The following is a 23,442-nucleotide window of genomic DNA, read 5'->3' as shown; positions in this document are numbered from 1 at the left end:
CTCCCTTTCTGGTCAGAACGATTTGGGTCACAGAAGAATAGCTTAGATTCTCCACGAACATCCATTTCGATGTCGTCTACTCTAGCGAATTCACCACCATTATCGGTCAGAATGACAGGGAATAGTTCGCAGAAGCTCATCTCTTTCTGATGCAGGTCGTTCTTGATAGCGTAGAGGTGTTTAGCGACCTCATTAGCTGTTTTATTATCAAGTAACCGAGCGAAGATAAAGTTACAGAAGGAGAGGTTAAAGGTGAGAAGTACCTTTCCGCCGATCCGTCCAGTAACGGTATCCATTTCCAGCCAATAGCTGATTCCTTTCTCTGTGAGAAAGCCTTGGAAGTCCTCGTAAGACCGTCCTTCTTTGGCAGATTTAGGAATGGCTTGTAGGTTTCTGGTTCTCCGCTTTCTGAATTTTACGACACGAGGGAAATCAATAGGCTTTGTGGACAGATAGCCTTTTTCAAGGTATCGGTAGATGGAAGCTCTGGATGCCGACAGTTCGTTTGAGGCGATGATGTGGTTGAGGTGTTGTCCCTTTTGGATGGCAGAAGAGACAATCTCGTCCATGCGATAGAATTCTTCTTTATTTAGGGCAACACCTGTTCTCGAATCTGAGAGCTTAGCTTCATAATCAAGCTGAGCTCTTTTTGCGTAGTAGAACTGTTTCTGGTATCCACAATTGGTTCTCTTTTTCGGACAGGCATTACAAACGTAGGGAGCCTTTTTGAGTAGAGGGCAGGCCTCGCAATTAGATGTACTAGAGTTCTCCTTTATCACCCTATTTCTCCGAACTTCTTTTGAGATTGTGGACGGGTCTTTTCCTAGCTTAACAGCGATAGCTGAGAAGGGCTTAAGTTGTTCAATTCCTATTTGAATATCATTGCGATCAGAGAGAGTTAAGTGTTTGTTTTTCATTGTCAGTTACCAACTTGTCCCATAGTAAGTTCTACCTTATTTCTTTGTCTCAGTCTAATTTCCAGTTTTTAAGACAGACTAGAACTTACTTTGGGAATTTAGCACATAAAAAGTTTTCAGAAAATTTAATCAAAAGTATTGACAAAGATTGATGGATGCCGTATAATCATCTGTAATCAGAAGAAGTAGTAAAGCAGAAGTCTTCAGGGAGCCTGTGGTACTGGGAACAGGTGGCGGAGTTTTATGAAATGGGCTGATGTGCATTTATGTCTATTTTATGACGTCGTTAGTCGGTCTTGCCGTACCACCAGTACTGCCTTCGCCCGACTGCCTAGTCCTAAAATGCCCTAAATTCACAATGATTGTTTGGCATAGCATACTTTGCGTAGACTGTTTTGGCTGAGTACGAGGCAGGTCGACGTAGCTTATACTGGCGGTATAGCAAGGAGAGCTAACAAAGTACTCAGCCAAAACAGTCACGCAAATGAACTTAAAACAATGATAGTTCGGTCGGCACACCTTACAGTGCAACTCCTTGTTGGAGGAGATGAGATATGGGAGAATTCTAGACAATTCCCATAAGTGAGGTGGCACCGTGTCATTGACGCCCTCGCATACTGTTTTTCAGTATGCGGGGGCTTTTTCCTTGTCTTGGTAGATTGTCGTTCAATTGAAAAAATGAAATACAGATAATGACATTCTACTTTGACAATGATAGAAATTAAGAGGTAATCATGATGAAACGATGGCGATGGTGGGATAATATATTGATGACGTAGAAATTGTATATTGTGTATTTTACGAGGAGAATGAATATGTTGAAAAATAAAAATTTACTTGCTACAATTGTTGCCCTTACTGTTATGGTAGTTGCTGCTTTGTTTATGACGCAAAAAGAACAGAACAATTCAACGAATAGCACAGAAAAAGTTAAAATTGGGGTTCTGCAGTTCGTGACCCATGATTCATTAGATGAGATTTATAAGGGAATCAAGGCAGGCCTTAAAGAAGGTGGTTATACCACAACGGATAATTTGGACATTGATTTTATGAATGCAGAGGCTGACCAGTCACAGGTTCAAACCATGAGTAAAAAATTGGTGGACAATGGCAATGAACTCTTGATCGGTATCGCGACACCAGCTGCACAGGGGTTGGCAAATGCTACGACAGAATTGCCAATCATCATGGGTGCGGTAACAGACCCAGTTGGTGCCAACTTGGTCAAAGACTTGAAAAATCCTGGTGGAAATATCACAGGGGTATCTGACCAGACACCTGTAGCAGACGCAGTTTCTCTCATCAAGGAAATCACACCAGAGGCAAAATCAATCGGCGTCCTCTATTCTTCAAATGAAGACAATTCAAAAATTCAAGTAGCAGAATTTAAGGCTGCAGCGGAAGAAGCAGGCTATACTGTCCTTGAATATGCAGTGGCTTCTAGCAATGAATTGGCAGCTACAGTAGAAGTGGCAACCAGCAAAGCAGATGTTCTTTTCACGCCAGTAGATAACACAGTCGCGTCTGCATTTTCAACAGTCGTTTCTGTGGCAAATAAAACCAAAACTCCTATTTTCACCAGTGTAGAAGACATGGTCGAAGGTGGAGGTATTGCATCAGTAACCCTCAGCCAATATGACTTGGGTGTGGCAACAGGTAAAATGGCTGCCAAAATCTTAGACGGTGCAAATCCTGGGGATACACCAGTGCAAATTTTCAATGAAGGTACTGTCGTAGTCAACCAGAAAGTCGCAAAAGAATTAGGTATTAGCTTGTCTGAGGACGTTATCAATCAGGCAAGCAAGGTTATCGAATAAAACAAAGGAAAGTTATGATAGTATCAACAGTTTCACAGGCTCTCTTATGGGCTGTACTAGGTTTGGGCATATTTGTCACCTTTCGAATTTTGAATTTCCCAGATATGACAACTGAAGGCTCTTTTCCGCTTGGAGGAGCAGTTGCAGTAACCTTACTGACACAGGGAGTTCATCCTGTCTTGGCTACTCTGGCTGCTGTTTTGGCAGGTTGCTTGGCAGGATTGGTTACGGGCTTGCTCTATACCAAGGGAAAAATTCCTACTCTATTGGCAGGTATTCTGGTCATGTCTTCATGCCACTCTATTATACTCTTTATCATGGGACGGGCAAATCTAGGCTTGTTAAATACCAGTCGATTGCAGGACTTGATTCCATTTTCCGAGCAAGTAAATGGTCTCGTGCTAGGTTTGGGAAGTGTTGCCCTAGTCATTGGAGCCTTGATGTTCTTCCTTTATACTCGGCTAGGTCAAGCCTTTATTGCAACAGGGGATAATCCAGATATGGCACGCAGTTTTGGTATCAATACAAGTCGAATGGAGTTGCTAGGTCTTGTTCTTTCAAATGGGATTATCGCTCTTGCAGGTGCCTTGATTGCACAACAAGAAGGCTATGCGGATGTGTCGCGTGGTATTGGTGTCATTGTGGTCGGTATGGCTAGTCTGATTATCGGTGAGGTAATTTATGGTAACCTTACTATGTTAGAACGATTCTTGGCCATTGTTGTCGGAGCGATTTTCTATCAGTTCTTAATTTTGGTGGTCATTTCCCTCGGTATCAATACCAGCTACCTCCGTATCTTCTCAGCCATGATTCTGGCAACTTGTCTCATGGTTCCTGAGTTGAAAAATAAACTTCTGAAAGGAGCCAGTCTGTCACGATGAAAGCAATTGTTGAATTAAAAAATGCCACCAAGGTGGTGACAAACGGTTTTGATGAAGAACGTGTGATTTTGGATAATGTCAATCTGACCATCTACCAAGGGGATTTTATTACTATTTTAGGTGGAAATGGGGCTGGGAAGTCAACTCTCTTTAATGTCATTGCTGGAACCTTGCCCTTGACCAGTGGTTCAGTCCATATTCTTGGTGAGGATGTAACCAATTGGCCTGCGGAAAAACGTGCTAAGTATCTGGCGCGTGTTTTCCAAGATCCTAAAATGGGAACTGCTCCGCGGATGACAGTGGCAGAAAATATGCTCATCGCCAAGTATCGTGGTGAGGGGCGGGGCTTAGTGCCACGCAGATTGGCCCAACAGACGGAAGAATTTGCCCAGCTTTTGCCGAGAGTGGGAAATGGTCTAGAAAAACATCTGGATACGCCAGCGGGGCTCCTCTCAGGTGGTCAACGCCAGGCATTGAGTTTGTTGATGGCGAGTTTGAAACAGCCTGAACTTTTACTCTTGGATGAGCATACTGCAGCCCTTGACCCTAAGACCAGCCAATCCTTGATGCAATTAACGGACGAGTTGATTGAGACCAAGGGAATGACGGCCCTCATGGTCACTCACCAGATGGAAGATGCTCTGCGTCACGGTAATCGCTTGATTGTCATGAAAAATGGTCAGATTATACAAGACCAAACTAGCGAAGAGAAGTCCCAGATGAAACTGGAAGATTATTATAAGTTGTTTGATTAAAGTCTGGAGAAATCCAGGCTTTTATTATCCTTTGAATTTTTAGTTAAAAAGCAGTATAATATACTAAATATGTCAAGAGGTGCTGTCATGGATAAATTGGTTTTTGAAAGCTTAGCTGACTTTGGAATGGACTATACCGTTGTAGAGCATCCACCAGCTCTGACAACTGAGGAAGCAGACCGTTACATTGAAGGCTTAGAAGGAGTACGGACCAAGTCCATGTTTCTGACTAATAAGAAAAAGACAGCCTACTATTTGCTGATTATGGATGATCAAAAGCAGCTGGATATGGACCAGTTTCATGATTTGGTGGGAGCCAACCGCATTCGGCTGGCCTCGAGTGATAGCTTGATGGAAAAAATGCACTTGCCTGCGGGTGCGGTATCTGTTTTTGGCTTGTTACATAATGTTGATAAGGATATTCAAGTCTTTTTTGATAAAGAAATCCTTTCTGAACCCATTCTAACTTTCCACCCCAATGTTAATACGAAAACGATTTTTGTAAAGACAGAAGATGTTTTGCGTTTTGTAGAAGAGATTGGCTTTTCAGCAACGATTGTTGACTTGGGGTAACAAAGATGAGAAAATGTTTAGCTATTTGTAGTCTATTGTGTTGTCTTTTTTGGTAGGATGTCGGACAGGAGCAGCTTATCAGGCAGAGATTGAACCGATGGAACAATCAGAATTGTATACGGAAAAAGAGATTGAGGCGGCTATTTTTGTCGTTCAAGATTACTTTGATCACCATTTTAACAGTTGTAAATTGCTGACTATCGGTTATAGTGGTGATAATGAAAAGGAATTTGATGAGTGGGCGGAGCACTATGGTGCAGAGGAAGCTATTATCCTAACTTCGTCTTTTAAGGTAGCAGCTGAGGGAGCAGAGCCCACCTTAGAGCCTAATAGTACCCATACGGATTGGAAATGGATTTTAGTGCGGAATGTTGGTGGTAAGTGGGAACATAAGGGACATGGTTACTAATGTATATGTAGAACTTCGTTGATTTTCAGCGGAGTTTTTTGTAAATTTTCTTGAAAAAATGTATAATAGAAGCGATAGCTATTTAGGTATTTCTATTTAAAAGTTGCGTTGATGGTTGAATATAATTTTGAACCAAGGTGTGTCTTTTGCAAATAGAGCTCCGACATAGCAGACTGTAATTCGACTTGGGCATCCCAAGGACCGTTGGTAAGAAAAATAAAATGGACACCTGTGGGATGTCCAAAAAGGAGAAAAAATGAGTAGCATAAAAATCATGGCTCTCGGAGGTGTACGTGAAAATGGAAAAAACCTGTACATTGCCGAAGTGAATGAACATATTTTTGTTTTGGATGCAGGGGCAAAGTATCCTGAGAATGAACAGTTAGGTGTGGATGTAGTCGTCCCAAATTTCGATTATTTGGAAGAAAATAAGCACCGTGTAGCAGGGGTCTTTTTATCTCACGGGCATGCAGATGCTATCGGGGCGCTTCCTTATCTCTTGGAGAAAGTGAAAGTGCCAGTATTTGGTTCGCACTTGACGATTGAATTGGCTAAGCTACTTGTCAAGGGGAATAATGCTACTAAGAAATTTAATGATTTCCATGTTATCAATGCTGAAACTGAAATTGATTTCGGGGATTCAGTGGTATCTTTCTTTCAGACGACCCACTCTATTCCAGAGAGTTTAGGAATTGTCGTTAAGACGGATGAAGGAAATATTGTTTACACAGGTGACTTTAAGTTTGACCAGGCGGCAGATAAGTTTTATCGTACGGATTTTGGGCGATTGGCTGAAATCGGTAACGAAGGTGTGTTGGCCCTCTTATCAGACTCAGCAAATGCAGATAGCAATGTTCAAGTAGCGAGCATGCATGAGGCCGGGGAGGAAATTCTGAATACGATTGCTGACTGTGACGGGCGTGTTATTGTGGCAGCAGTTGCCAGCAATATTGTACGTATTCAACAGATTTTTGATGCAGCAGAAGCAACTGGTCGTCGTGTCGTGTTGACAGGACATGATGTGGAAAACATTGTCCGAACAGCGATTCAATTGAAAAAACTTCGTTTGGTCAGCGAACGCTTGTTGGTAAAACCAAAGGATATGAACAAGTATGAAGACCATGAATTGATTATTCTAGAAACTGGTCGTATGGGCGAGCCGTTAAATGGATTGCGTAAAATGTCTATCGGTAGACATCGCTACGTTGAAATCAAAGAAGGTGATCTAGTTTATATTGTTACCACTCCAAGTATTTCAAAAGAAGCGGTTGTTGCTCGTGTAGAAAACTTGATTTACAAGGCTGGTGGAACGGTCAAATCCATTACAAAAAAACTGCGTGTATCTGGTCACGGCAATGCGCGTGATTTGCAGCTCATGCTCAACATCATGAAGCCTAAATATCTTTTCCCAGTTCAAGGGGAGTATCGTCAATTGGATGCTCACGCTAAGGCTGCGCTTGAAATCGGTATGTATCCAGAAAACATTATCATCGTTAAGCGTGGGGATGTCATGGCTTTTGAAGAGGGGGATTTTGTCCATAGCGGAGCGGTTCCTGCTGGTGATGTCATGATTGACGGAAATGCCATGGGCGATGTTGGAAATATCGTCCTTCGTGACCGTAAGATCCTCTCAGAAGACGGTATCTTTATCGTGGCTATCACTGTCAACCGCCGTGAGAAAAAAATCATTTCCAAGGCCAAGGTCAATACCCGTGGTTTTGTCTACGTGAAAAAGAGCAAGGACATCTTGCGTGAGGCATCAGAATTGGTGAATACAACGGTGGAAAATTACTTTACAAAGGATAGCTTTGACTGGACAGAGCTTAAGAGTGCTGTTCGCGATGATTTAGCAAAATTCCTCTTTGACCAAACCAAACGTCGCCCAGCTATTTTACCGGTAATTATGGAAGTCAAGTAAGCTGATTTATATATAGTCATTTGAATTAACTTTGATACATCGTCACTTTCGGCTTGCCGTACTCTAGTACAGCCTGCACCTCAGTTCCTTGTCTGAAAGCTAATTCATTCGACTATACATAAGAAGAGCCGAGGGCAACTCAGGCTCTTTACCATAAGGAGAAGATTTATGGCAATAATGAAAATTGAATACCACTCAGAAGCTCTAGATATGTCTAGACAGGTTACGGTTTTATATCCAGATCGCAATCGTGTGGAAAATCCTGATGACAACGATATTCCTGTCCTATATCTTTTGCACGGTATGGGAGGCAATCAGGATTCCTGGCTGAATCGTTCTATAGTGGAACGATTGGTTCGTTATACCAATCTTATCGTGGTTATGGTCAATACAGATAAAGGCTGGTATACCAATACCACTTACGGTATGAATTACTTCGATGCCATTGCAGTAGAGTTGCCTCAAATTCTCAAACGATTTTTCCCAAATATGTCTGACAAGCGGGAGAAGAATTTTATCGCTGGTTTGTCTATGGGTGGTTATGGGACTTTCAAGATTGCCATGATGACCAATCGTTTTTCACATGCAGCTTCGCTTTCAGGCGCATTGTATTTTGATTTTGATAATCCAGCGACAGCAGAATTGGGAAGTCTTTCGTATTGGCGAGGAGTATTTGGTGACATTTCTGATAAACAGAATCCAAATAATTTGTTAGAAATTGCTAAACAATCCGATAAAAAGACCAAATTTTATGCCTGGTGTGGCGAGGAAGATTTTCTCTTTGAAGGGCATCAAAAGGCAGTTGGGGAGTTGAAAGAGCTGGGATTTGATATAGAGGCAAGTTTCGGACCTGGTAAACATGAGTGGTACTACTGGAATCAGCAGATTGAGAAGGTATTGGCTTGGTTGCCAATTGATTTCAAATTGGAAGAAAGACTGTCCTAGTTTTTAAGAAAAGTTTCAGAAATTATGGCTATACTAAAACCTATTTCTAGAAAGAGGTATAGTCTATGAAACTTATTGGAAATATTCTACGGAGGATTTGGCGGACATTTTGGGGTCTGATTTGGTTATCAATGGTGTTGGCTTGTGGTCTAGGTCTATTATTCTATTTTCAACAGGAAGCAGCGCCTCAGATGTTACAAACTTTAGCTCAGGAAGTGCAATTGATGGTCAAAGGACAGTCTGAAGTGACGATTGAAGAAGGTGTTAATACCATTAAGCACCTGACGACTGATACGGTCAATACATCTGATCATGGTCGATGGGAAAGCAATACTGCGACTGTTTACATTGAAACCCAGAATCCAACATTTGTAGCTGCCTATGAAACAGCCATTGCAAATTGGAATGCGACAGGGGCCTTTACTTTTGTGATGACAAGTAATCCAAATCAGGCTGATATTATTGCTACTGAGATGAATGATGGAAATACCCAGGCAGCAGGTGAGGCCAATTCAACGACTAATTTATTGACGAATTATTATAGCTCGGTAACGGTGCGTCTGAATAGTTTTTATTTATTAAACGACCAATATGGTTATGATGGGAGTGGGAAAGAACTCGACCAAGATAAAAAGAGTTCGTCTTCCCACCCCCGCACAGTTGATTAGGCCAGATTTGGAGTGCAAAACACGAACAAATCTGCCAATCAACCACTGCGCTGAGATGTTGACACGAACTCTGAGTAGTGGTCCTGGGCTTTTTGCCCAGCCTCACAGCTGAGCATGAATTGGGCCATGCTATTGGCCTAGATCATGAAGATAGTCAGACCTCTGTTATGGAATCGGCAGGTTCTAATCATGGTATCCAGCAAGCAGATATTGATGCGGTCCTTGCCTTGTATTCAGAATAGAAGGGAAAATATGTTTCGAACAATTACAAACACAATAAAACGTTATCCTGAGCAAGCTCTGCTCTTTCTCTATAATGCTGGGATTTTTGCATGGATGCAGTCTACCAGTCATTCGATTATGGAACAAATCGGTATAGATAGCAGCTGGTTTGATAAAATCCCTGAACCTATCAAGGCCTGGACAGGTGCCAGTCTAGAGAGTATGCAAACCTTACTCAATTCTTCCGCTTGGGGATGGCTGATTGTATCTATGATATTGATGTTGGTCATCCGCTTTGTTAAGGGCTTGATCAAGTTTGTCATCATGCTGATTATTATCGGCGGTGGTCTTTATCTACTTTGGCAGAATAAGGAATTGCTTAGCGGATTGAAGGTATAAAAATCACAAAAGAAAAAAAGAAGCTGAGCAAGCCATCTTAGATGTCTGCTCAGCTTTTTTGACTTATAATACTCTTCGAAAATCAAACTCAGACCTTGTTGACTTGATTTGATGAGTGAAAGGGGAGCGGAAAAGAACTCGACCAAGATAAAAAGAGTTCGTCAACAATTTTTCGTTTTAAGTTGTTGAGTTGAGATGTTGACACGAACCCTGAGAAGCGAGGTTGGTCTTTTGGGCCCAGCCTCACTTTCGCAGAATACGGCAAGCCGAAAGTGACGATGTATCAAAGTTAATTCAAATGACTATACCTTGAAACAAAATAGTAACAGGGTTCTATCTGCATAAGTAGAAACGAACTAAGTTCGCCTATCTCCAACCTCCAAAGGTTCCCCAAACCTTTTGTAGCAAACTTCGTTCGCTTTATTTCCAACCACCCAAGTTTCCCCAAACCTTTTGTAGCGAACTTCGTTCGCTTTATTTCCAACCCCCCAAGGTTCCCCAAACCTTGGGGGCTAGTCTGATTTTGATTTTCATTGAGTATAAAATCCGGATAACAAGGTCAGCTTTTTATAGTGGTTTGAATTAGGGAAAGGACAAGTTTGAGTTATAGTGTTAGAAACACACTCCTAAAATAACTTTAGAGTTCTCAAATTGATAAACGTAGCTAATCCTGTTTTTGATTTGGTTTGCTATATATCCGCCACAACCTGTCAGCCTGAATCACTATCAAGTTTTCAAAGCTTTACTGCTCCCCTGTAGTGCTCCTATCAGAAGCTTCTTTCTTGTGGCTGATGGTATCAAGGGTTTCTTGACCATAGCTGTCTTTCTTGTTACTTAATATGCCCAAAAATAGAAGAATACTGAGAATAATACAAATGGTTTGCTCGATCTTATTCAATTCCTGACTGATATTGTAGCCAAAATAACTTGAGGCAATATTGTCAATCAGCATGAGAATAAGGGAAACAAGACCAATCCAAAACATATGGAGTTTGAGACGTTCTTTTAGTTTCATATGAATCCCTTTCTGTCATTGAAATTTTCTCCTGATAGCCCAAAAGGATAGCTGTTTTCTAATTCGATGGTAGACCGATTAACTATCGGATGAGGATTGAATCCCTAATTTTTGTAGGATATACCGGTAAGTATCATTTTCGGTTACCTTGTGAGTCAGGTGCCGCTGTTGGTGATTTAAGAGACGCTGTTTGTAGCAATCCACGGCAAGGCTAGGGTCAAGACCAGCAAGAAGCATGTCAATAATCAAGGTTTCATAGCCTTTGATATCACTTAATGTATTAACAGGTGAAGAAGGGGCGTCTGAAAGACTTCCTTTTCTTTTTCGGTAGCAATAGAGATTTTTAGAATAATAGACTGTTTTATGACTGTTGAGGACAAGCAAATGTGTCGTATACCTGTCTTCCGCTACTCTCACATTCGGAAAGCGAATGTATCTATTGTGTTCTTTTGAAGTAAATAAGTGACTACGGAACAATTTGCCCCAAGCAGTTAAGAAGGCAATAGTCCCCACAGTCAATAAATGTGAAAAATAGTTTTCAATCGTCAATACTTCTGTTCTCACTTCTTGAGAATGGATATAGTAGATGCCATTGTTTTCATCGAAACCATAGTATTCTCCAATGACGATATCAGCCTCATGGAGGGTAAGTTGTGTAAACAGATCCTCGATGAATGTTGTTTCGAGGTAGTCGTCGCTATCCACAAAGGTGACAAAGTCACCAGTCATGTTTTCTAAACCTAAATTTCGTGAATTTGCTACACCAGAATTGCATATTTTTTTAAGTAAACGAATCCGCTCGTCTCGTGCTTGGTATTCTTGACAAATGCTTACGCTACTATCTGTCGAAACGTCATCAATGAGAAGAATTTCTAGGTTTTGATAGGTTTGACCAATAATACTATCTAAACATTGCCTGAGATAGTTTTCTACGTTATAGATGGGGACAATAACTGAAATAAGTGGCTTTTCCATTAGGTATCCCTTTCTTAAAAAAAGTTTTGAATAGCCTGCACCATTTCTTCCGGATGGTTACTCGAAATCATGGTATTCGTTAGCTCTGGTTGATGGGCGACAGTATCAAAACTATAGATGGGAATTTGTTTTTGCTGACAGCGGTTGAGGATGTCTTTGACTTCCCACCAGTGATTGATGTCTAGATAGATGGAGGTACGATCCAAAATCTCATCTTCCAGTTCAGTATCGTTGATATTGCTATAGATATTGACATTGCTAAAACGACGAAAACTATTGAGATGAGGAGAGATATGGGTTCCAGCCAAGATATTGAAAGCAATATCCGGCAGGGAAGTAACCAGGTATTCCAAGTGTTCCAGAGTATCGGATGCCGTAAAGGTTGTGACCTGTTTGTCAAATTGTGGTCGAGGTCGATAGGTCATAGTTCCTGATGAGGTCACAATGGTATTGGCAGGGACATCCTTATAGATAGTGCAGCCTGCTCCGATGATCACATTGTCACCGATGGTCACCCCCTTTAGGATAACAGAATTAGCTCCGACCCAACAATGTCGTCCAATGGTGATAGGGGCTGTGCTAAAAGAGATGGTTTCAATGTGGTGATGGGAGTAGTGGTGATTGTTGTCATAAATTTTGACTCCATCACCAAACAGACAATAGTCACCGATGGTCACTTTCTCCATACATCTTAGAACACAGGAGGAGTTAAAAAAAACCTGCTTGCCGATTCGTAATTTGGCATAATTCTTGACTTCAAAGCTACAAAAGTTTTTAGCTATGACTCCTTCTGCAACCTGAATATCAGCATGTTCTTCAAGTTCTAAATTATAGTATTGGCCTAAATAATTGATTGGTAGTTTATGTTTCATATTGCTTTCCATTTTCTATCAAATAGGCAAATTTTAATAGTCTATTATATATTTCTGTATTTGTTTTTCCTCGTTCTTCTAGTATCGCAAGATATCTGCTTGTTCGATAACTATAGTAAGGGAAACTATTTTCTAAAGGATATCCGTGTAGGAATAAATCAAAAACTTGTGTCAGGTAGTTTTCAACAATATCTTCTATAGATTCTGGATCAGATAACGTGCTTGTTAGGTTACCATCTGTTCTGGTTCTATAACAGTAGCCTGCTAAGGAGTAGTAAATCGTTTTTTTACTTTTTAGATATAGTTGGTAGAGTACGAATTGATCCTCACAAACTCTTATGTCCGTTGGAAAACTTACTTTAAAGTCATTAAAAAATAGATTTTTCTTAATGAGCTTAGCAACAGGAAAATTAAAAATATCTGTATAAGCAAGAAATATTTTATCTATACAATCATGTTTGGATAATTCTTCTTTAATGATATTGTGTACATGGATGATAAAGTTTCCTTGATTTTCGATATAGCGATAATATTCCCCAACCACAATATCAGCATATTCAGCTATAGACACTTCGTATAATTTTTCTATAAAGTTGTATTCGATGTAATCGTCGCTATCAATAAAGATAATATACTCACCCACACAGTTTTCAATTCCCCAGTTTCGAGAATCAGATACCCCTCTGTTTTCAGGTTTATTGAATAGTTTAATTCGACTGTCTAACTGGGCATAGTGCTGACAGATTTGTTTACTGTTATCGGTAGAAGCATCATTTATTAAGAGTATTTCTATATTTTTATAAGTTTGATTGATGATGCTTTCCAAACATTGTGATAAATATTTTTCCACATTGTAGACGGGAACGATAACTGAAATTAAATCGTCCATACTGTGTCTCCTCCTAAATCATAACCTGATGAACCGTATCAGTCAGTAGCTTTTGAGCAAAGTAGCCCTTCGTAATCAGTTCTCGGAAATTCCAAAGAGAATCAAGGAGGGAACGGTATTCTTCCTCAGTGATAGAGGAAACGATGGCATTGGCTTCTTCCAGACTATCGACAAGGAACCCCAGCTTGTATTCGGAAATATAGTGGGCATTGGAGAGGCTACGCGGTGCAATGACAGGTAGACCTGCTGCGATGTAGGTGCTTAATTTGTAGGAAACGTTGAGATTATAATATTCTGCATCTTCCCCTTGAGACCAGACAAGACCAAAGCCACCATTTTTATTTAATTCTTGGAGTAGGCTGAGACTGTATTTCCAACCTTGGTAGGCTACATTGTTGGGTTTGGTTGGGTAATATTCTGGCGCAAAGAGATTGAGCGGTGTTGCAAACTGCCAGTCGTCAACAAAGTGGAAACGTTGCGGATTTCCTGTGAAGTTGACAACACGGTGAAAGGCAGGTTTTTCTAACCATATATCTGTTTTATGATCCCACATATTTTGCAAGAGAGTATTGGTGACCCGAAGACCGTGCTGGTAGAGCAGGTCTAGCATTTTCTGTGAAGGGGCGATAATCAAGTCAGCCATATTATACATCTCAATGGTCTTTTCCATCAGGTAGAAGTTGGAGCTGAACATGAGTGGTGGAATATCGTGGATAAAGATGACAATTTTTATGCCAGCGTAAATTTTGAGCCGTTTAATGTACTCGTGGTCAAAGTGGGTACCGTTCCAGCTAGGTGCTTGGAAGATGATAACATCGCCATTTCCTACAGCAGCGTTCATGCCATCAAATCGAATAGCCAGATTTTCAACGCTTTCGCCATCGGCATTGAAACTATAAATGCCGATTTCTTTGATATCTAATTTTTTTGCAATATCTGCGACCATGTTTTGAGCCATAAGGGCGACACTCAGGGGGGATTGGCCGTAGAGATTGGTGATATGAACTTTCATTGTTTTCCTCTCATTGTCTTATTTTTTGTACTTGTTATACTGTTTCGATTTGTTTCTAGTCTACCCAAAAAACATACTATTTTAAGGCTTATCTTGCCAATTGAAATAGGTCATCAATCTTTTTCCTATATATTCATACACCTCGCAATCTTGTTGCTGGTGATTTTCAAGATAGGTTTTATGTTGGTTTAGTAAGTAGATGTAGCATTCTTTTAGATAGGTCATATCTTTGTTTAATAAGGCAAAGTCAATTATTTTCTCTTCAAAGCCCTTGATTTCGTCCATAATACGCTTTTCTGATAGTTGCGTTTTGGTTATGCTATTTTCTCGTCTTCTGTACACATATAGATATTCATCGACAAAAATGTTTTTTTGGCTTTTAAAAAACAGTTTATGCGTCGTGTACTGATCTTCATGCAAGATATCTACAGGATATCTGATGGATTTATATGGGGTGTTATCATTGAATAAGTTGGCTCTATATAGTTTAGCCCAAGCAGTCACAGCAATAAATGAAAAATATCTATGACATTTTTCAAGGCATTGCTCTCCAGTCAACAATTCTATTTTATTGACACTATTTTGAGAATTAGGAAATACAAATAATTTGTTATCTTCTTCAAACTCTATATACTTGCCAATGGCAATGTCTGCCTGACAAGTTTTTGCATGTATATATAAGGTTTCGATGCAATGATTTCCAAGATAGTCATCACTATCAACAAAGGTTACAAACTGACCAGTCATGGCATCCAGTCCCTTATTTCGAGCATCAGATAGTCCGCCATTTTCTTGATGAATGACCATTATCCGCCCATCTTTTGCGGCATAGTCATCACAAATCTTGCCTGAACTATCGGTCGAACCATCATTGACCAGGATAATTTCTAGATTTTGATAGGTTTGGTTGAGGATACTATCCAGACATTCGTGTAGGTAATTCTCGACATTGTAGACAGGGACGATAACACTGATCAGCTCTTCTTTGATTTTTCGATAGACATAGAGAGTTTCTTTGACATAAGAAATCTTGTCGGTTTCATAGCTCTTCGGGATCAAATCATGGGCTAAATCGATATTGTTGTCTCTTACATAGCTTGTTTTGAAGAGTTTACAATAGGGATTTGTCAGATAGGTTTTATGTCTAGGGAAAGTCTGGAAGTGCTTTTTTACAGTTTCAGCCGTCACTGTCTCTTCCTTGAATAGATTGGCATGGAAGTAGTAATTACCATCGTTTTCATTAAAGTCACAGTTTTCCAGCAATACAATATCAGACTGGTATTGTTCAGCACTGTTCAAGGCTGTTTCGATAAATGAATCATCCAGTTCATCCATGTGGTTGAGACTGAGTAGGTATTGTCCTTTGACCAGCTTGAGCAAGTCTTGTCCTGAAGGACTTGCTGGGTCGACCTTTAAGATGTCTACACTTTCCGCATCCAGTGGGTATTTGGAGCAGACATCTTGCCTCTGAATATTTCCCTCAGTATTGTAGTTTAGAAGGATGAGTTGGATGTTTTTGTGGCTTTGTTTGCAGACTGTTTCGATAGTCGCTAGACTTGTTTCGTTGTAAATTGGTAGTAGGAGACTTACTAATTTATTTTCAGTCATCATTGTTTCAGTTTAACCCTTTCAATTTATATAAGATGAAAACAGGGTAGGAAGGTTTAGTTTATCAAATTTTAATTCCCTCCCCCAAAAGTGCAAGCTGCATGTCAATTTCTTCTGCCAAGTTTGGAGGTAGGGTAGCTGTGTTATTAGACAGGGACAGCAGTTCGTGACGATAGAAGTCTTTGTCCGCTCCCTTTGTTAAGACGTGATAGGTTTGTAGTGCAGTCAGATAGTCTGAGGCTTCTTGATTGTTGGTTATTAAGGTTTGGTCAGGTCGACTATTGCTAGAAATATAGGCTACTTCTGGTAGATAGACCAGACTTGCTTGGGAATGTAGCAAGAATCGAGTCAGGAGCTGGTCTGGGAGGTCTGTTCTTCGTTGCCAAGCCCTTGTCACCACTTGGGGAGCTAGGAGCATACCAGACAAGGATTGGTAATAGGCGACCTGCTGGCTGGGTGCCAGCTGGGTCTGTTGTAGGTAAGATTTTCCATCCAGAACTTGTTTTTCTTGCCACAAGGGGTTGAAAAAGTAGAAGTTACCAGTAGTCTGTTCAAATTGGCTACAGCTGACTTTGCTGATGTCAGCCTGATTTTCTTCTAGTGCTAGAAAGAGCTTGGCGAGATAGAAAGAGTCTACCCAATCATTTGCATAAATCAGACTGAGATAGCTACCTGCCATCTTTTCCAAACCTTCTTTAAGAAAATTGTGCTGATTATTTGGTGTAAAGTGATAGTAGCGGAAGATGGAGGAGGGTTTCACTGCTGCCAAACACTTTTCTTTTGTTTCCCTATCGGCTGAATAATCCAAGATGATACAATCAATATTGCGATAAACTTGTTGAGCAATGGAATCCAAGGTTTTATCCAAGTTGTCTGCTGCTTCAAAAATAGGAAGTACTAGGCTGATTTTAGGCTCGATAAACTGGAGATAGGCCTGATGAAACTCCAAGTAACGATTGACTGCGAGCCGATTGTACTCTGGAACATCAAGTTGGCGATTCCAAGGTTTTTCTAAACTAAAATGGTTTAACACAATATCGGCCTCTTTGCGAAGATTTGCCTGCCTTTCCATATAGCCGTAATTATAGATAGGGTCTAGGGATTTTATCTTCCCTTCCAATGCGACATTGATAATGTCTTGGTCTTGGAGACGAATCTTATCCTTGATGGTATGTCCGCATTCGAATAACAAGCTTTCAATCTTATCTTCTCTGATTTTTTTAAGGTCCATGAGTAGAACCCCTGAGTTAAAGTAGTAGGTCGGGTCCGTCATCCCAATACTCCGACGGTAGTCAAAACCGCCTTCTGATGGTGGTTCACTAACTGCGGCCATATAAGCCCCGTCTAATGGAGTTTCCCAGAGGGGCTGGAGATCCTTTTGAGCTAGAATATCGCTATCTAGGTACAAGATACGGTCTAAATCAGGAAGAAGACTGGCAAAGGCCATGCGGAAATAAACCTCAGGCCGTGTGATATGGCTACGGTTAAGAGGTAAGTCTTCGAACTGTTTGGCATCCACCACAAGGATATGGATGTTTAGATTGTGAAAGCGGTCTTCTAATTTTTGAAGTTTAAAGCGACTATAGTCTGATATATCAGATGTGAGGACATAGACGGAAACAGGGGATTTTCTTGTATGCACCATGATGGAATAGAGGGTGGTTCCCATGTAGTCTATATAGGAATCGCTGACAGTAAATGCTAGGTTCATAATGTTTCCTTAATAGAATGGCTTGTGATGAGGAAGTTGCTCTAAGAATTGCAATTCATTGAGCTTCGCTTCTATCTTGGTAGCGAGCTCTTCTTTCTCTAGTTTCTGGGCAGTCACAAGCAGGTCATAGAGTTCTTGTTTGTAGTATGTTTGGTAATGAGAGAGAGAGAGCTTGCAGAAGGCTAGATAACTAGCAAATCGACTTAATTCTTCCATTCGAGTACGAATTGCTTCCTCAGTTTCCAGTTGGGCTTTTGAGAGGAATGAGCTGCGTTTGACATATGTTCTGTTGTTGACAAAGGCTACAGATTCGCCGACCAAGTAGAAGAGGCAGGCTAGTAAATCTTCTGAGTGATAGCTGGCTAGTTGACCTGCTCTCTGGATGATAGTGGAATGGTAGAGTTTGCCATCTAGGTGGGTATGACGGAAAGTTTCATACCATTTTAAGCCGAAGAGGTTTTCTAACAAATAGCTGGTTTGTCGGTGGCCGTCAGCAAGGTCAGGCTCAAACATCTTGTAGATCCCCTCCTCCTCTTCTAGTAAGGTAAAGGGCGCACTGGCTATGAAGGTATCTTGCTCCACAAGCTGATGGTAGAGGGATGAGATATGGGTTTTGTCCAGCCAGTCCTCTGCCTCTATCATGCTGAAATAGCTGGTTTTGATGTGCGCTAGTCCTGCATAATAGGCTTCCATTTTTGTGGCAAAGTCTTTTTTGATCACCATTACTGGATGCTCTTTGGTCAGGTAAGGAATCAGGATTTCTTCCAGTTCAGGTTGGTCTTCTGGTAGCAGGAGTAGAATCTGTAGGTTCTTGTAATCCTGCTCAAAGACGCTGGCTAGGCATTGGCTGAGGGAGGCTGGTCTGGTCTGCCAAGCGTTGACTAGGAGAGTAACTGCTGGCTCGACAGTGGAGAGGTAGGCTTGAAAGGTTCTGCGATAGAGTTCGAAACTCTCGCGATTGTATTGGAGATAATTTTGGTCCTTTCTCCAAGGCTTGTGCCAATTGAAGTGGATAATGACCGCTTCTTCCAGCGAGATATGTTTGACCTTGCGTTGATAGGCAGTCATATTGTACTTGGCTTCAAGGTTTAGGATTTGCCCCTTCAAACCGATATTGATAATATCTTGGTCTTGATATTCAATGTAATTCTTTATCTCTTGCGCTTTGGCAAAGAGGAATTCCTCAATCTTGTCTTGGCGCATTAGCTCTAGGTTAAAGAGAAGTACCCCTGCATTTACATAAATATCCTGAGGGGTGAACCCGATTTTTTGTCGATAATCGGAGTTATCATGGAGCATGTCCAATTCGTTGACTCCGGCCAGGTAATGGTGAGTCAGGTCACTTTCCCAGAGAGGGTTGAGTGAGCCCTTTACCAAGATGTCACAATCGAGATATAAGATGCGGTCCAGTTCTGGCAGTTGGCTAGGCAACAGGATCCTGAAATAGGTTTCGAGCGAAATACCTTCTTTCAAAGGAAGGTGCTCAAAAGTCTTACTATCAATCTCAATAAAAGAAATGCTCACCAGCTGAGAAGTCAGGCGATTGAGTTTAAAACGACTATGGTCAGACATCCATTTGGTCAATACATAGAAATGCAGTTCCTGGTTAGGATGGTGTTGAATGATGGAATAGATGGTCGTTCCTAGATAGTCGGCATAGGAATCAGTAGCACTAAATGCGATATGCATCCGGTTCTCCTTTGTTTTTTTAGTTCTAAATCTACCTAGTCTTGCCCTCTTTTGTGGATAATAAGGTCTGTTAGTTTACTTTTAGCGCAGTCTGTACTGAAGGTGGAAATAAGGCGAACAGAGTTCGCTACAAAACTGTCTGGGAGACAGTTTGAGGTTGGAAATAGAGCGAACTTCGTTCGCTACACAAAGGTTCGGGGAACCTTTGGAGGTTGGAGATAGAGCGAACAGAGTTCGCTACAAAACTGTCTGGGAGACAGTTTGAGGTTGGAGATAAAGCGAACTTCGTTCGCTACACAAAGGTTCGGGGAACCTTTGGAGGTTGGAGATAGAGCGAACAGAGTTCGCTACAAAACTGTCTGGGAGACAGTTTGAGGTTGGAGATAAAGCGAACTTTGTTCGCAACAATCGTAATGGTCAGATTTGGAGTGTAAAACACGAACTGCTGAGATTTGCCTCGCAAATCTTATCTCCCACCTTTAACCTCGCTTTTTCCTTTCTAGGCTCGGGCTGAAACAGTTCACTGAACTGTTTCACTCCCCCAGACTGTTAAAGCCAATCAACCACTGCGCTGAGATGTTGACACAAACCCTGAGAAGTGCGCTGGACTTGAGCCCAGCCTCCCCTCGTCGAAGTATTAAAGGAGAAACTAAATGACCTTATCTGCTGGCTAGAGTAGATTGAGTCTTGCTAAGGTTTGATGATAGAGTTGATGATTATTTTGACAATAGCTTTCCTTGGCTAGTAGTTGGGCTTGTTCTTTATAGTAATCCATAAAATCAACGGTCAACAGTTGGTTATTGGCTAGCAAGGTAAAGAGATAGGCTAGGTCATCCACTCTATTGTTTAGTATTTCTAAGTTTTCAGCTTTTTCTTTAAAGCGACGTACATAGAGTTTGTGACGGCTAATCACCACTTTGCCAGCAGTTAGATAGGCAAGATAGGCTAATTTTGTGTTGTTTAATGACTGTCGATGAAAGATAGGTGAGAAAATTTGGGCATGGAATAATTTTCCAAACAAATTCTCATGTCCTTCTTTTTCAAACCAAATCAAGCTGTGTAAACATTGAAGTAGTTCTTTGCTCTTTATGACGGTACCGATTGGAAACTCTTCTGAATAGAAGAGGTAGTTTTGCTGTTCCTCATCAAAGACAGTGAAAGAGGTCTGGGCGATCTGGCAATCTTTCTCAGTCAAGGAGGTCAATAAGCACTCGATGTACTCTAAATCCAGCCAGTCAGTCTGACGTACAAAGGTTAGGTAATCTCCGTTTGCCTTTCGGATGCCAGCCTGATCGAGAGTAGTAACCTCGGTATCTACGGTGAGCAAGTGGAAACGGCTATCTTTCTGGTAAGCCTCCATTAGCGCTTGGCTATGTGAATAAGCTTTGTTCTGCACCAAGAGGATTTCAAGCTCGCGATAGGTCTGCACGCTGATAGATTCTAGGCAGGCTTGGAGATAAGGGCTTTCTTCGCCGATAGGGATAATGATGCTGACCACAGGCTTATTCTGTAGGGCTATGAATGCTGCCTGATAGTCTTGGTAGGTCAGGGCAGAAGCCTTGAGATAGTCGGGTATTTTTGTGATAGCATGCCAGGCCTTGATGTCACCGTTGAAGTGTTCGATGACAATCTCGTCAGCTGTCAGTTCCCTATTTTGCTTGCGGACATCGGTATAGTTGTAGGAAGGTGACAATTGCTTGAACTGTCCCTTGTAGTAGGTATTTAAAATATCTTGGTCAGGAAATTTATAGTCTCGAGCCTTTTCTAAGGCTATGGCAATCAACTGATTGGTAGTACCATTCTGACGCATCTTGTCAAGGTCCATCAAGAGCACACCTGAGCTAAAGTAGGCATCATTTGGACCAAAGCCCAGACTATCCAGATACCATTGGTAGTATTTGAAAATATCTGCTTCAACGATTGCTCCAAGCTCATATTCCTCTAAATCCGTTTGGAAGAGCTCCATCAAGTTTCCATGTACCAAGATGTCCACGTCTAGGTAGAGAATTCGACCCAAGTCAGCTAGGAGTTCTGGAAGTAGGAAACGGGAGAAGGATTCAATTGGAAATTGTTCAGTTCGGATAGGAATGGCTGAAAACTGCTGGTCTTCCAACAAATGGAAGTGCAACTCTAAATTGGGAGTTTGTTGAGCTAGGTTGCCCAAGTCTTGGAGAATGCTCTGAGCAATCTCCTTGTAAAGAATATGGACTCGTACCTCTTCCTTTGGATGATGGGCGAGGATAGATAAGATAGTGGCGCCAAGGTATTGGGCATAGCGATTATTAACAGAGAAAGCAATATCTATTGTTTTACTTTCTTGGACAGTCGGCAGGACCTCACCTGTCAAGTCTAAGACAATTTGTTGTAGATAGTCTTGATCCTCAGTGAAGATGATATCCTGGTCAAAATTATGTTCAGCTGTGTGCTTGTGCTGGAGTTTGATTTTGGTTTGAGCCTGCATGGTAAACCATTCATACTCCGAATCAATATGGCCAATATCAATTGCTTGCATACCTGTTTTAGACAGACGATAGGCCAGGACTTTGGCAGTTGGTCCCAACATCAAAAGGACTAGTTTGTCTTGTCCGTAGGTCTTGATGGCCGAAATAATCTCGTCTATTTGGGCGTAGGCATTTTTTGACGGGCAGATAATCCGCTGGATAGATTTGGCTTCTTGAAAGAGGTCATTGCCAACACCTGAGCGAGAGGTTTTGCCTTCGACAATCAGGATGTCTTTGTCTATCCAAATCTGCTTTAAGCTTTGAAAATAGCCTGCCGAGACGCTCTTATCAGCCAAGTCGATATAAGGGCGTGAGATAAAGGTGCTTCCATACCAAGGAGCTTTACAAATCTGGCGGTAGTAGTCTTGGTAGTGCTGTAAGTGCCCTTCCCAAAAATGATTACAGGCGTCTGTATAGCGTTCTCTGTTTTCGAAAACATCTGATAAACAGACCATGAAGTGCTGGTTGCTTTCAAGTCCTAGTATCTCTTTTAATTCACTGGCTAGCTGAGGGTCATAGTCTTGGTAAGGAATGCTGTGACCTGCAATAATGTCCATCTCTCCATCGCCAAATCGTGCGACAGAGCAGGAGTGTTCCAAAATATAATCTAGGCTTTGAGAAATAGGTTTTACTCGGATGGGGATAGTTGGTGTATTCATAGGAAATTGCTTGTTTCTTTCTGATTAGGAGGTTCTTATTCACTAAATAGTTCCAGTTTGTTTAAAACACGTAGGTATTCTAAGCTATCGCTACACTGATGGACTTCTAATTCATGTTTGGTATGTAATAGGACATTATAGAGTTTTTGGCGAACCAGCTCCGTATCCTTCTTGGCTAAAACCAAATCAACGATGCGTTCTTCCAAGGCTTCGATATTGTTCATGGCTGTTTCTAGTTTGAAGTCGGTGGTCATAAAGCTCTGACCATGACGGCGGTACATGTAAAATTCGCTATGAATCAGTGCGATTTGCTTGGCTTTTAAAAAGGTCTTGTGAATGGTATATTCATCCTCATACCTTTTGTTCTTGGGAAAACGAAGAGTATCGAATAAGGAAGCCTTGAAGAGTTTACCACACGGAATTACAAAGGGGGCAGTATTGAGGTTTTTCCAAACAACTTGGCGGTCGAGGGCTTCTTGAACGGTTAGAAATTCTGTCTGATCCTTTTGTGCCTGCTCAACGAAGTAGTAGAAGGTATGGTTTCTCTCGTCCCAGATGAAAAAGTGACCAATGACAATGTCGACATCATGCTGAATAGCAGTTGTCAGACAGGTTTCTAGAAAATCTTCACGAATACCATCGTCAGAGTCTAGGAAGGTAATATACTCCCCTTTTGCAAGGGACAGACCAGTATTGCGGGCTTCGGACACACCTTTGCTTTTTTTTATATGCTTTATGTAGATACGCTCATCACCTTTAGCATAGTCATCACACATAGTTCCGGATGAGTCGGTTGAGCCATCATTGATGAGTAATAATTCCCAGTTGGAGTAGGTTTGACCGAGGACCGTTCGAATACATTCATCCAGATAGTTTTCGACATTATAGACAGGGACAATAATACTGATTAGTGGCTTATTCAAGAGAATCTCCTTTTAGATAGGTATACTTGATTATTTTATCACAAAATGGACAATTTATACAGTAAAATTCGATACAAGCGCTTT

The 23,442-nt window shown here is 41.2% G+C and carries 19 protein-coding genes and 2 pseudogenes; 10 read left to right on the top strand and 11 right to left on the bottom strand.

The genetic code is table 11. The features are described 5' to 3' along the window. Positions 1-917: transposase (locus tag P7J58_RS05965; RefSeq protein WP_408555617.1), on the bottom strand; the 917-nt coding region annotated here is incomplete at its 3' end. 815 nt (positions 918-1,732) lie between these two features. On the opposite strand from P7J58_RS05965, the gene trpX reads away from it, so the two are divergent. From trpX to P7J58_RS05915, 10 genes and pseudogenes are all read left to right on the top strand, one after another. Next, on the top strand, positions 1,733-2,734 hold the full coding sequence (gene trpX / locus P7J58_RS05960) for a tryptophan ABC transporter substrate-binding protein (protein ID WP_408555616.1): 1,002 nt from the start codon (positions 1,733-1,735) through the stop codon (positions 2,732-2,734). A 14-nt stretch (positions 2,735-2,748) separates the two neighbouring features. Then, positions 2,749-3,615 (top strand): ABC transporter permease, encoded by an 867-nt coding sequence (locus P7J58_RS05955; RefSeq protein WP_408555615.1) that lies wholly within the window; start codon positions 2,749-2,751, stop codon positions 3,613-3,615. After that, positions 3,612-4,370 (top strand): ABC transporter ATP-binding protein, encoded by a 759-nt coding sequence (locus P7J58_RS05950; protein ID WP_408555614.1) that lies wholly within the window; start codon positions 3,612-3,614, stop codon positions 4,368-4,370. Before P7J58_RS05955 ends, P7J58_RS05950 begins: the two co-directional genes overlap by 4 nt. 87 nt (positions 4,371-4,457) lie before the next feature. Continuing rightward, positions 4,458-4,943: a prolyl-tRNA synthetase associated domain-containing protein gene (locus P7J58_RS05945; protein WP_408555613.1), complete on the top strand. Its 486-nt coding sequence runs from the start codon at positions 4,458-4,460 to the stop codon at positions 4,941-4,943. A 40-nt stretch (positions 4,944-4,983) separates the two neighbouring features. Then, positions 4,984-5,352 (top strand): hypothetical protein, encoded by a 369-nt coding sequence (locus P7J58_RS05940; protein ID WP_408555612.1) that lies wholly within the window; start codon positions 4,984-4,986, stop codon positions 5,350-5,352. A gap of 256 nt (positions 5,353-5,608) precedes the next feature. Continuing rightward, on the top strand, positions 5,609-7,270 hold the full coding sequence (locus tag P7J58_RS05935; protein WP_044774139.1) for a ribonuclease J: 1,662 nt from the start codon (positions 5,609-5,611) through the stop codon (positions 7,268-7,270). Positions 7,271-7,438: 168 nt separating this feature from the next. Further along, complete coding sequence (locus P7J58_RS05930) at positions 7,439-8,215, top strand: alpha/beta hydrolase (protein WP_408555611.1); 777 nt, start codon at positions 7,439-7,441, stop codon at positions 8,213-8,215. Positions 8,216-8,280: 65 nt separating this feature from the next. Next, positions 8,281-8,883 (top strand): protease, encoded by a 603-nt coding sequence (locus P7J58_RS05925; protein WP_408555610.1) that lies wholly within the window; start codon positions 8,281-8,283, stop codon positions 8,881-8,883. 104 nt (positions 8,884-8,987) lie between these two features. After that, a pseudogene (locus P7J58_RS05920) lies at positions 8,988-9,125 on the top strand (matrixin family metalloprotease); the annotation flags it as partial. Positions 9,126-9,135: 10 nt separating this feature from the next. Continuing rightward, positions 9,136-9,504: a hypothetical protein gene (locus P7J58_RS05915; RefSeq protein ID WP_024376367.1), complete on the top strand. Its 369-nt coding sequence runs from the start codon at positions 9,136-9,138 to the stop codon at positions 9,502-9,504. Between the two features lie 742 nt (positions 9,505-10,246). Here the strand turns inward: P7J58_RS05915 and P7J58_RS05910 are convergent. The 10 genes and pseudogenes from P7J58_RS05910 to P7J58_RS05865 all read right to left on the bottom strand — a co-directional run bounded on the left by P7J58_RS05910 (position 10,247) and on the right by P7J58_RS05865 (position 23,358). Then, positions 10,247-10,519: a phage holin gene (locus tag P7J58_RS05910; protein WP_029188938.1), complete on the bottom strand. Its 273-nt coding sequence runs from the start codon at positions 10,517-10,519 to the stop codon at positions 10,247-10,249. A 78-nt stretch (positions 10,520-10,597) separates the two neighbouring features. Next, positions 10,598-11,494, bottom strand: coding sequence for a glycosyltransferase family 2 protein (locus P7J58_RS05905; RefSeq protein ID WP_408555609.1), 897 nt, complete (start codon positions 11,492-11,494; stop codon positions 10,598-10,600). Between the two features lie 14 nt (positions 11,495-11,508). After that, complete coding sequence (locus P7J58_RS05900; protein WP_408555608.1) at positions 11,509-12,366, bottom strand: acyltransferase; 858 nt, start codon at positions 12,364-12,366, stop codon at positions 11,509-11,511. Continuing rightward, positions 12,356-13,255, bottom strand: coding sequence for a glycosyltransferase family 2 protein (locus tag P7J58_RS05895; protein WP_332439238.1), 900 nt, complete (start codon positions 13,253-13,255; stop codon positions 12,356-12,358). Before P7J58_RS05895 ends, P7J58_RS05900 begins: the two co-directional genes overlap by 11 nt. A 13-nt stretch (positions 13,256-13,268) precedes the next feature. Beyond that, positions 13,269-14,267, bottom strand: a complete 999-nt coding sequence (locus P7J58_RS05890) for a sugar transferase (protein ID WP_408555607.1) — start codon at positions 14,265-14,267, stop codon at positions 13,269-13,271. Between the two features lie 81 nt (positions 14,268-14,348). After that, positions 14,349-15,878 (bottom strand): glycosyltransferase, encoded by a 1,530-nt coding sequence (locus tag P7J58_RS05885; RefSeq protein ID WP_408555606.1) that lies wholly within the window; start codon positions 15,876-15,878, stop codon positions 14,349-14,351. Positions 15,879-15,939: 61 nt separating this feature from the next. Further along, positions 15,940-17,586: a glycosyltransferase family 8 protein gene (locus tag P7J58_RS05880; RefSeq protein ID WP_099877130.1), complete on the bottom strand. Its 1,647-nt coding sequence runs from the start codon at positions 17,584-17,586 to the stop codon at positions 15,940-15,942. A gap of 9 nt (positions 17,587-17,595) precedes the next feature. Continuing rightward, positions 17,596-19,275: a glycosyltransferase gene (locus P7J58_RS05875; protein WP_408555605.1), complete on the bottom strand. Its 1,680-nt coding sequence runs from the start codon at positions 19,273-19,275 to the stop codon at positions 17,596-17,598. A 670-nt stretch (positions 19,276-19,945) separates the two neighbouring features. After that, positions 19,946-22,414, bottom strand: a pseudogene (locus P7J58_RS05870) (SP_1767 family glycosyltransferase); the annotation flags it as partial. Positions 22,415-22,470: 56 nt separating this feature from the next. Continuing rightward, positions 22,471-23,358: a glycosyltransferase family 2 protein gene (locus P7J58_RS05865; RefSeq protein WP_408555604.1), complete on the bottom strand. Its 888-nt coding sequence runs from the start codon at positions 23,356-23,358 to the stop codon at positions 22,471-22,473. Positions 23,359-23,442: the final 84 nt, after the last annotated feature.

Source organism: Streptococcus suis (genome assembly GCF_046032535.1).
GTDB lineage: Bacteria > Bacillota > Bacilli > Lactobacillales > Streptococcaceae > Streptococcus > Streptococcus suis_AK.
Note: the sequence above shows the minus strand (reverse complement) of the source record. Positions and strands in the feature narration are given on the sequence as shown.

Bases quoted from the DNA above. Each gene is read 5' to 3' on its own strand.
- P7J58_RS05905 (WP_408555609.1), bottom strand. From the start codon at position 11,494: ATGGAAAAGCCACTTATTTCAGTTATTGTCCCCATCTATAACGTAGAA.
- P7J58_RS05900 (WP_408555608.1), bottom strand. From the start codon at position 12,366: ATGAAACATAAACTACCAATCAATTATTTAGGCCAATACTATAATTTA.
- trpX (WP_408555616.1), top strand. From the start codon at position 1,733: ATGTTGAAAAATAAAAATTTACTTGCTACAATTGTTGCCCTTACTGTT.
- P7J58_RS05915 (WP_024376367.1), top strand. From the start codon at position 9,136: ATGTTTCGAACAATTACAAACACAATAAAACGTTATCCTGAGCAAGCT.
- P7J58_RS05950 (WP_408555614.1), top strand. From the start codon at position 3,612: ATGAAAGCAATTGTTGAATTAAAAAATGCCACCAAGGTGGTGACAAAC.
- P7J58_RS05880 (WP_099877130.1), bottom strand. From the start codon at position 17,586: ATGAACCTAGCATTTACTGTCAGCGATTCCTATATAGACTACATGGGA.
- P7J58_RS05885 (WP_408555606.1), bottom strand. From the start codon at position 15,878: ATGATGACTGAAAATAAATTAGTAAGTCTCCTACTACCAATTTACAAC.
- P7J58_RS05895 (WP_332439238.1), bottom strand. From the start codon at position 13,255: ATGGACGATTTAATTTCAGTTATCGTTCCCGTCTACAATGTGGAAAAA.
- P7J58_RS05930 (WP_408555611.1), top strand. From the start codon at position 7,439: ATGGCAATAATGAAAATTGAATACCACTCAGAAGCTCTAGATATGTCT.
- P7J58_RS05925 (WP_408555610.1), top strand. From the start codon at position 8,281: ATGAAACTTATTGGAAATATTCTACGGAGGATTTGGCGGACATTTTGG.
- P7J58_RS05955 (WP_408555615.1), top strand. From the start codon at position 2,749: ATGATAGTATCAACAGTTTCACAGGCTCTCTTATGGGCTGTACTAGGT.
- P7J58_RS05890 (WP_408555607.1), bottom strand. From the start codon at position 14,267: ATGAAAGTTCATATCACCAATCTCTACGGCCAATCCCCCCTGAGTGTC.
- P7J58_RS05875 (WP_408555605.1), bottom strand. From the start codon at position 19,275: ATGCATATCGCATTTAGTGCTACTGATTCCTATGCCGACTATCTAGGA.
- P7J58_RS05945 (WP_408555613.1), top strand. From the start codon at position 4,458: ATGGATAAATTGGTTTTTGAAAGCTTAGCTGACTTTGGAATGGACTAT.
- P7J58_RS05910 (WP_029188938.1), bottom strand. From the start codon at position 10,519: ATGAAACTAAAAGAACGTCTCAAACTCCATATGTTTTGGATTGGTCTT.
- P7J58_RS05935 (WP_044774139.1), top strand. From the start codon at position 5,609: ATGAGTAGCATAAAAATCATGGCTCTCGGAGGTGTACGTGAAAATGGA.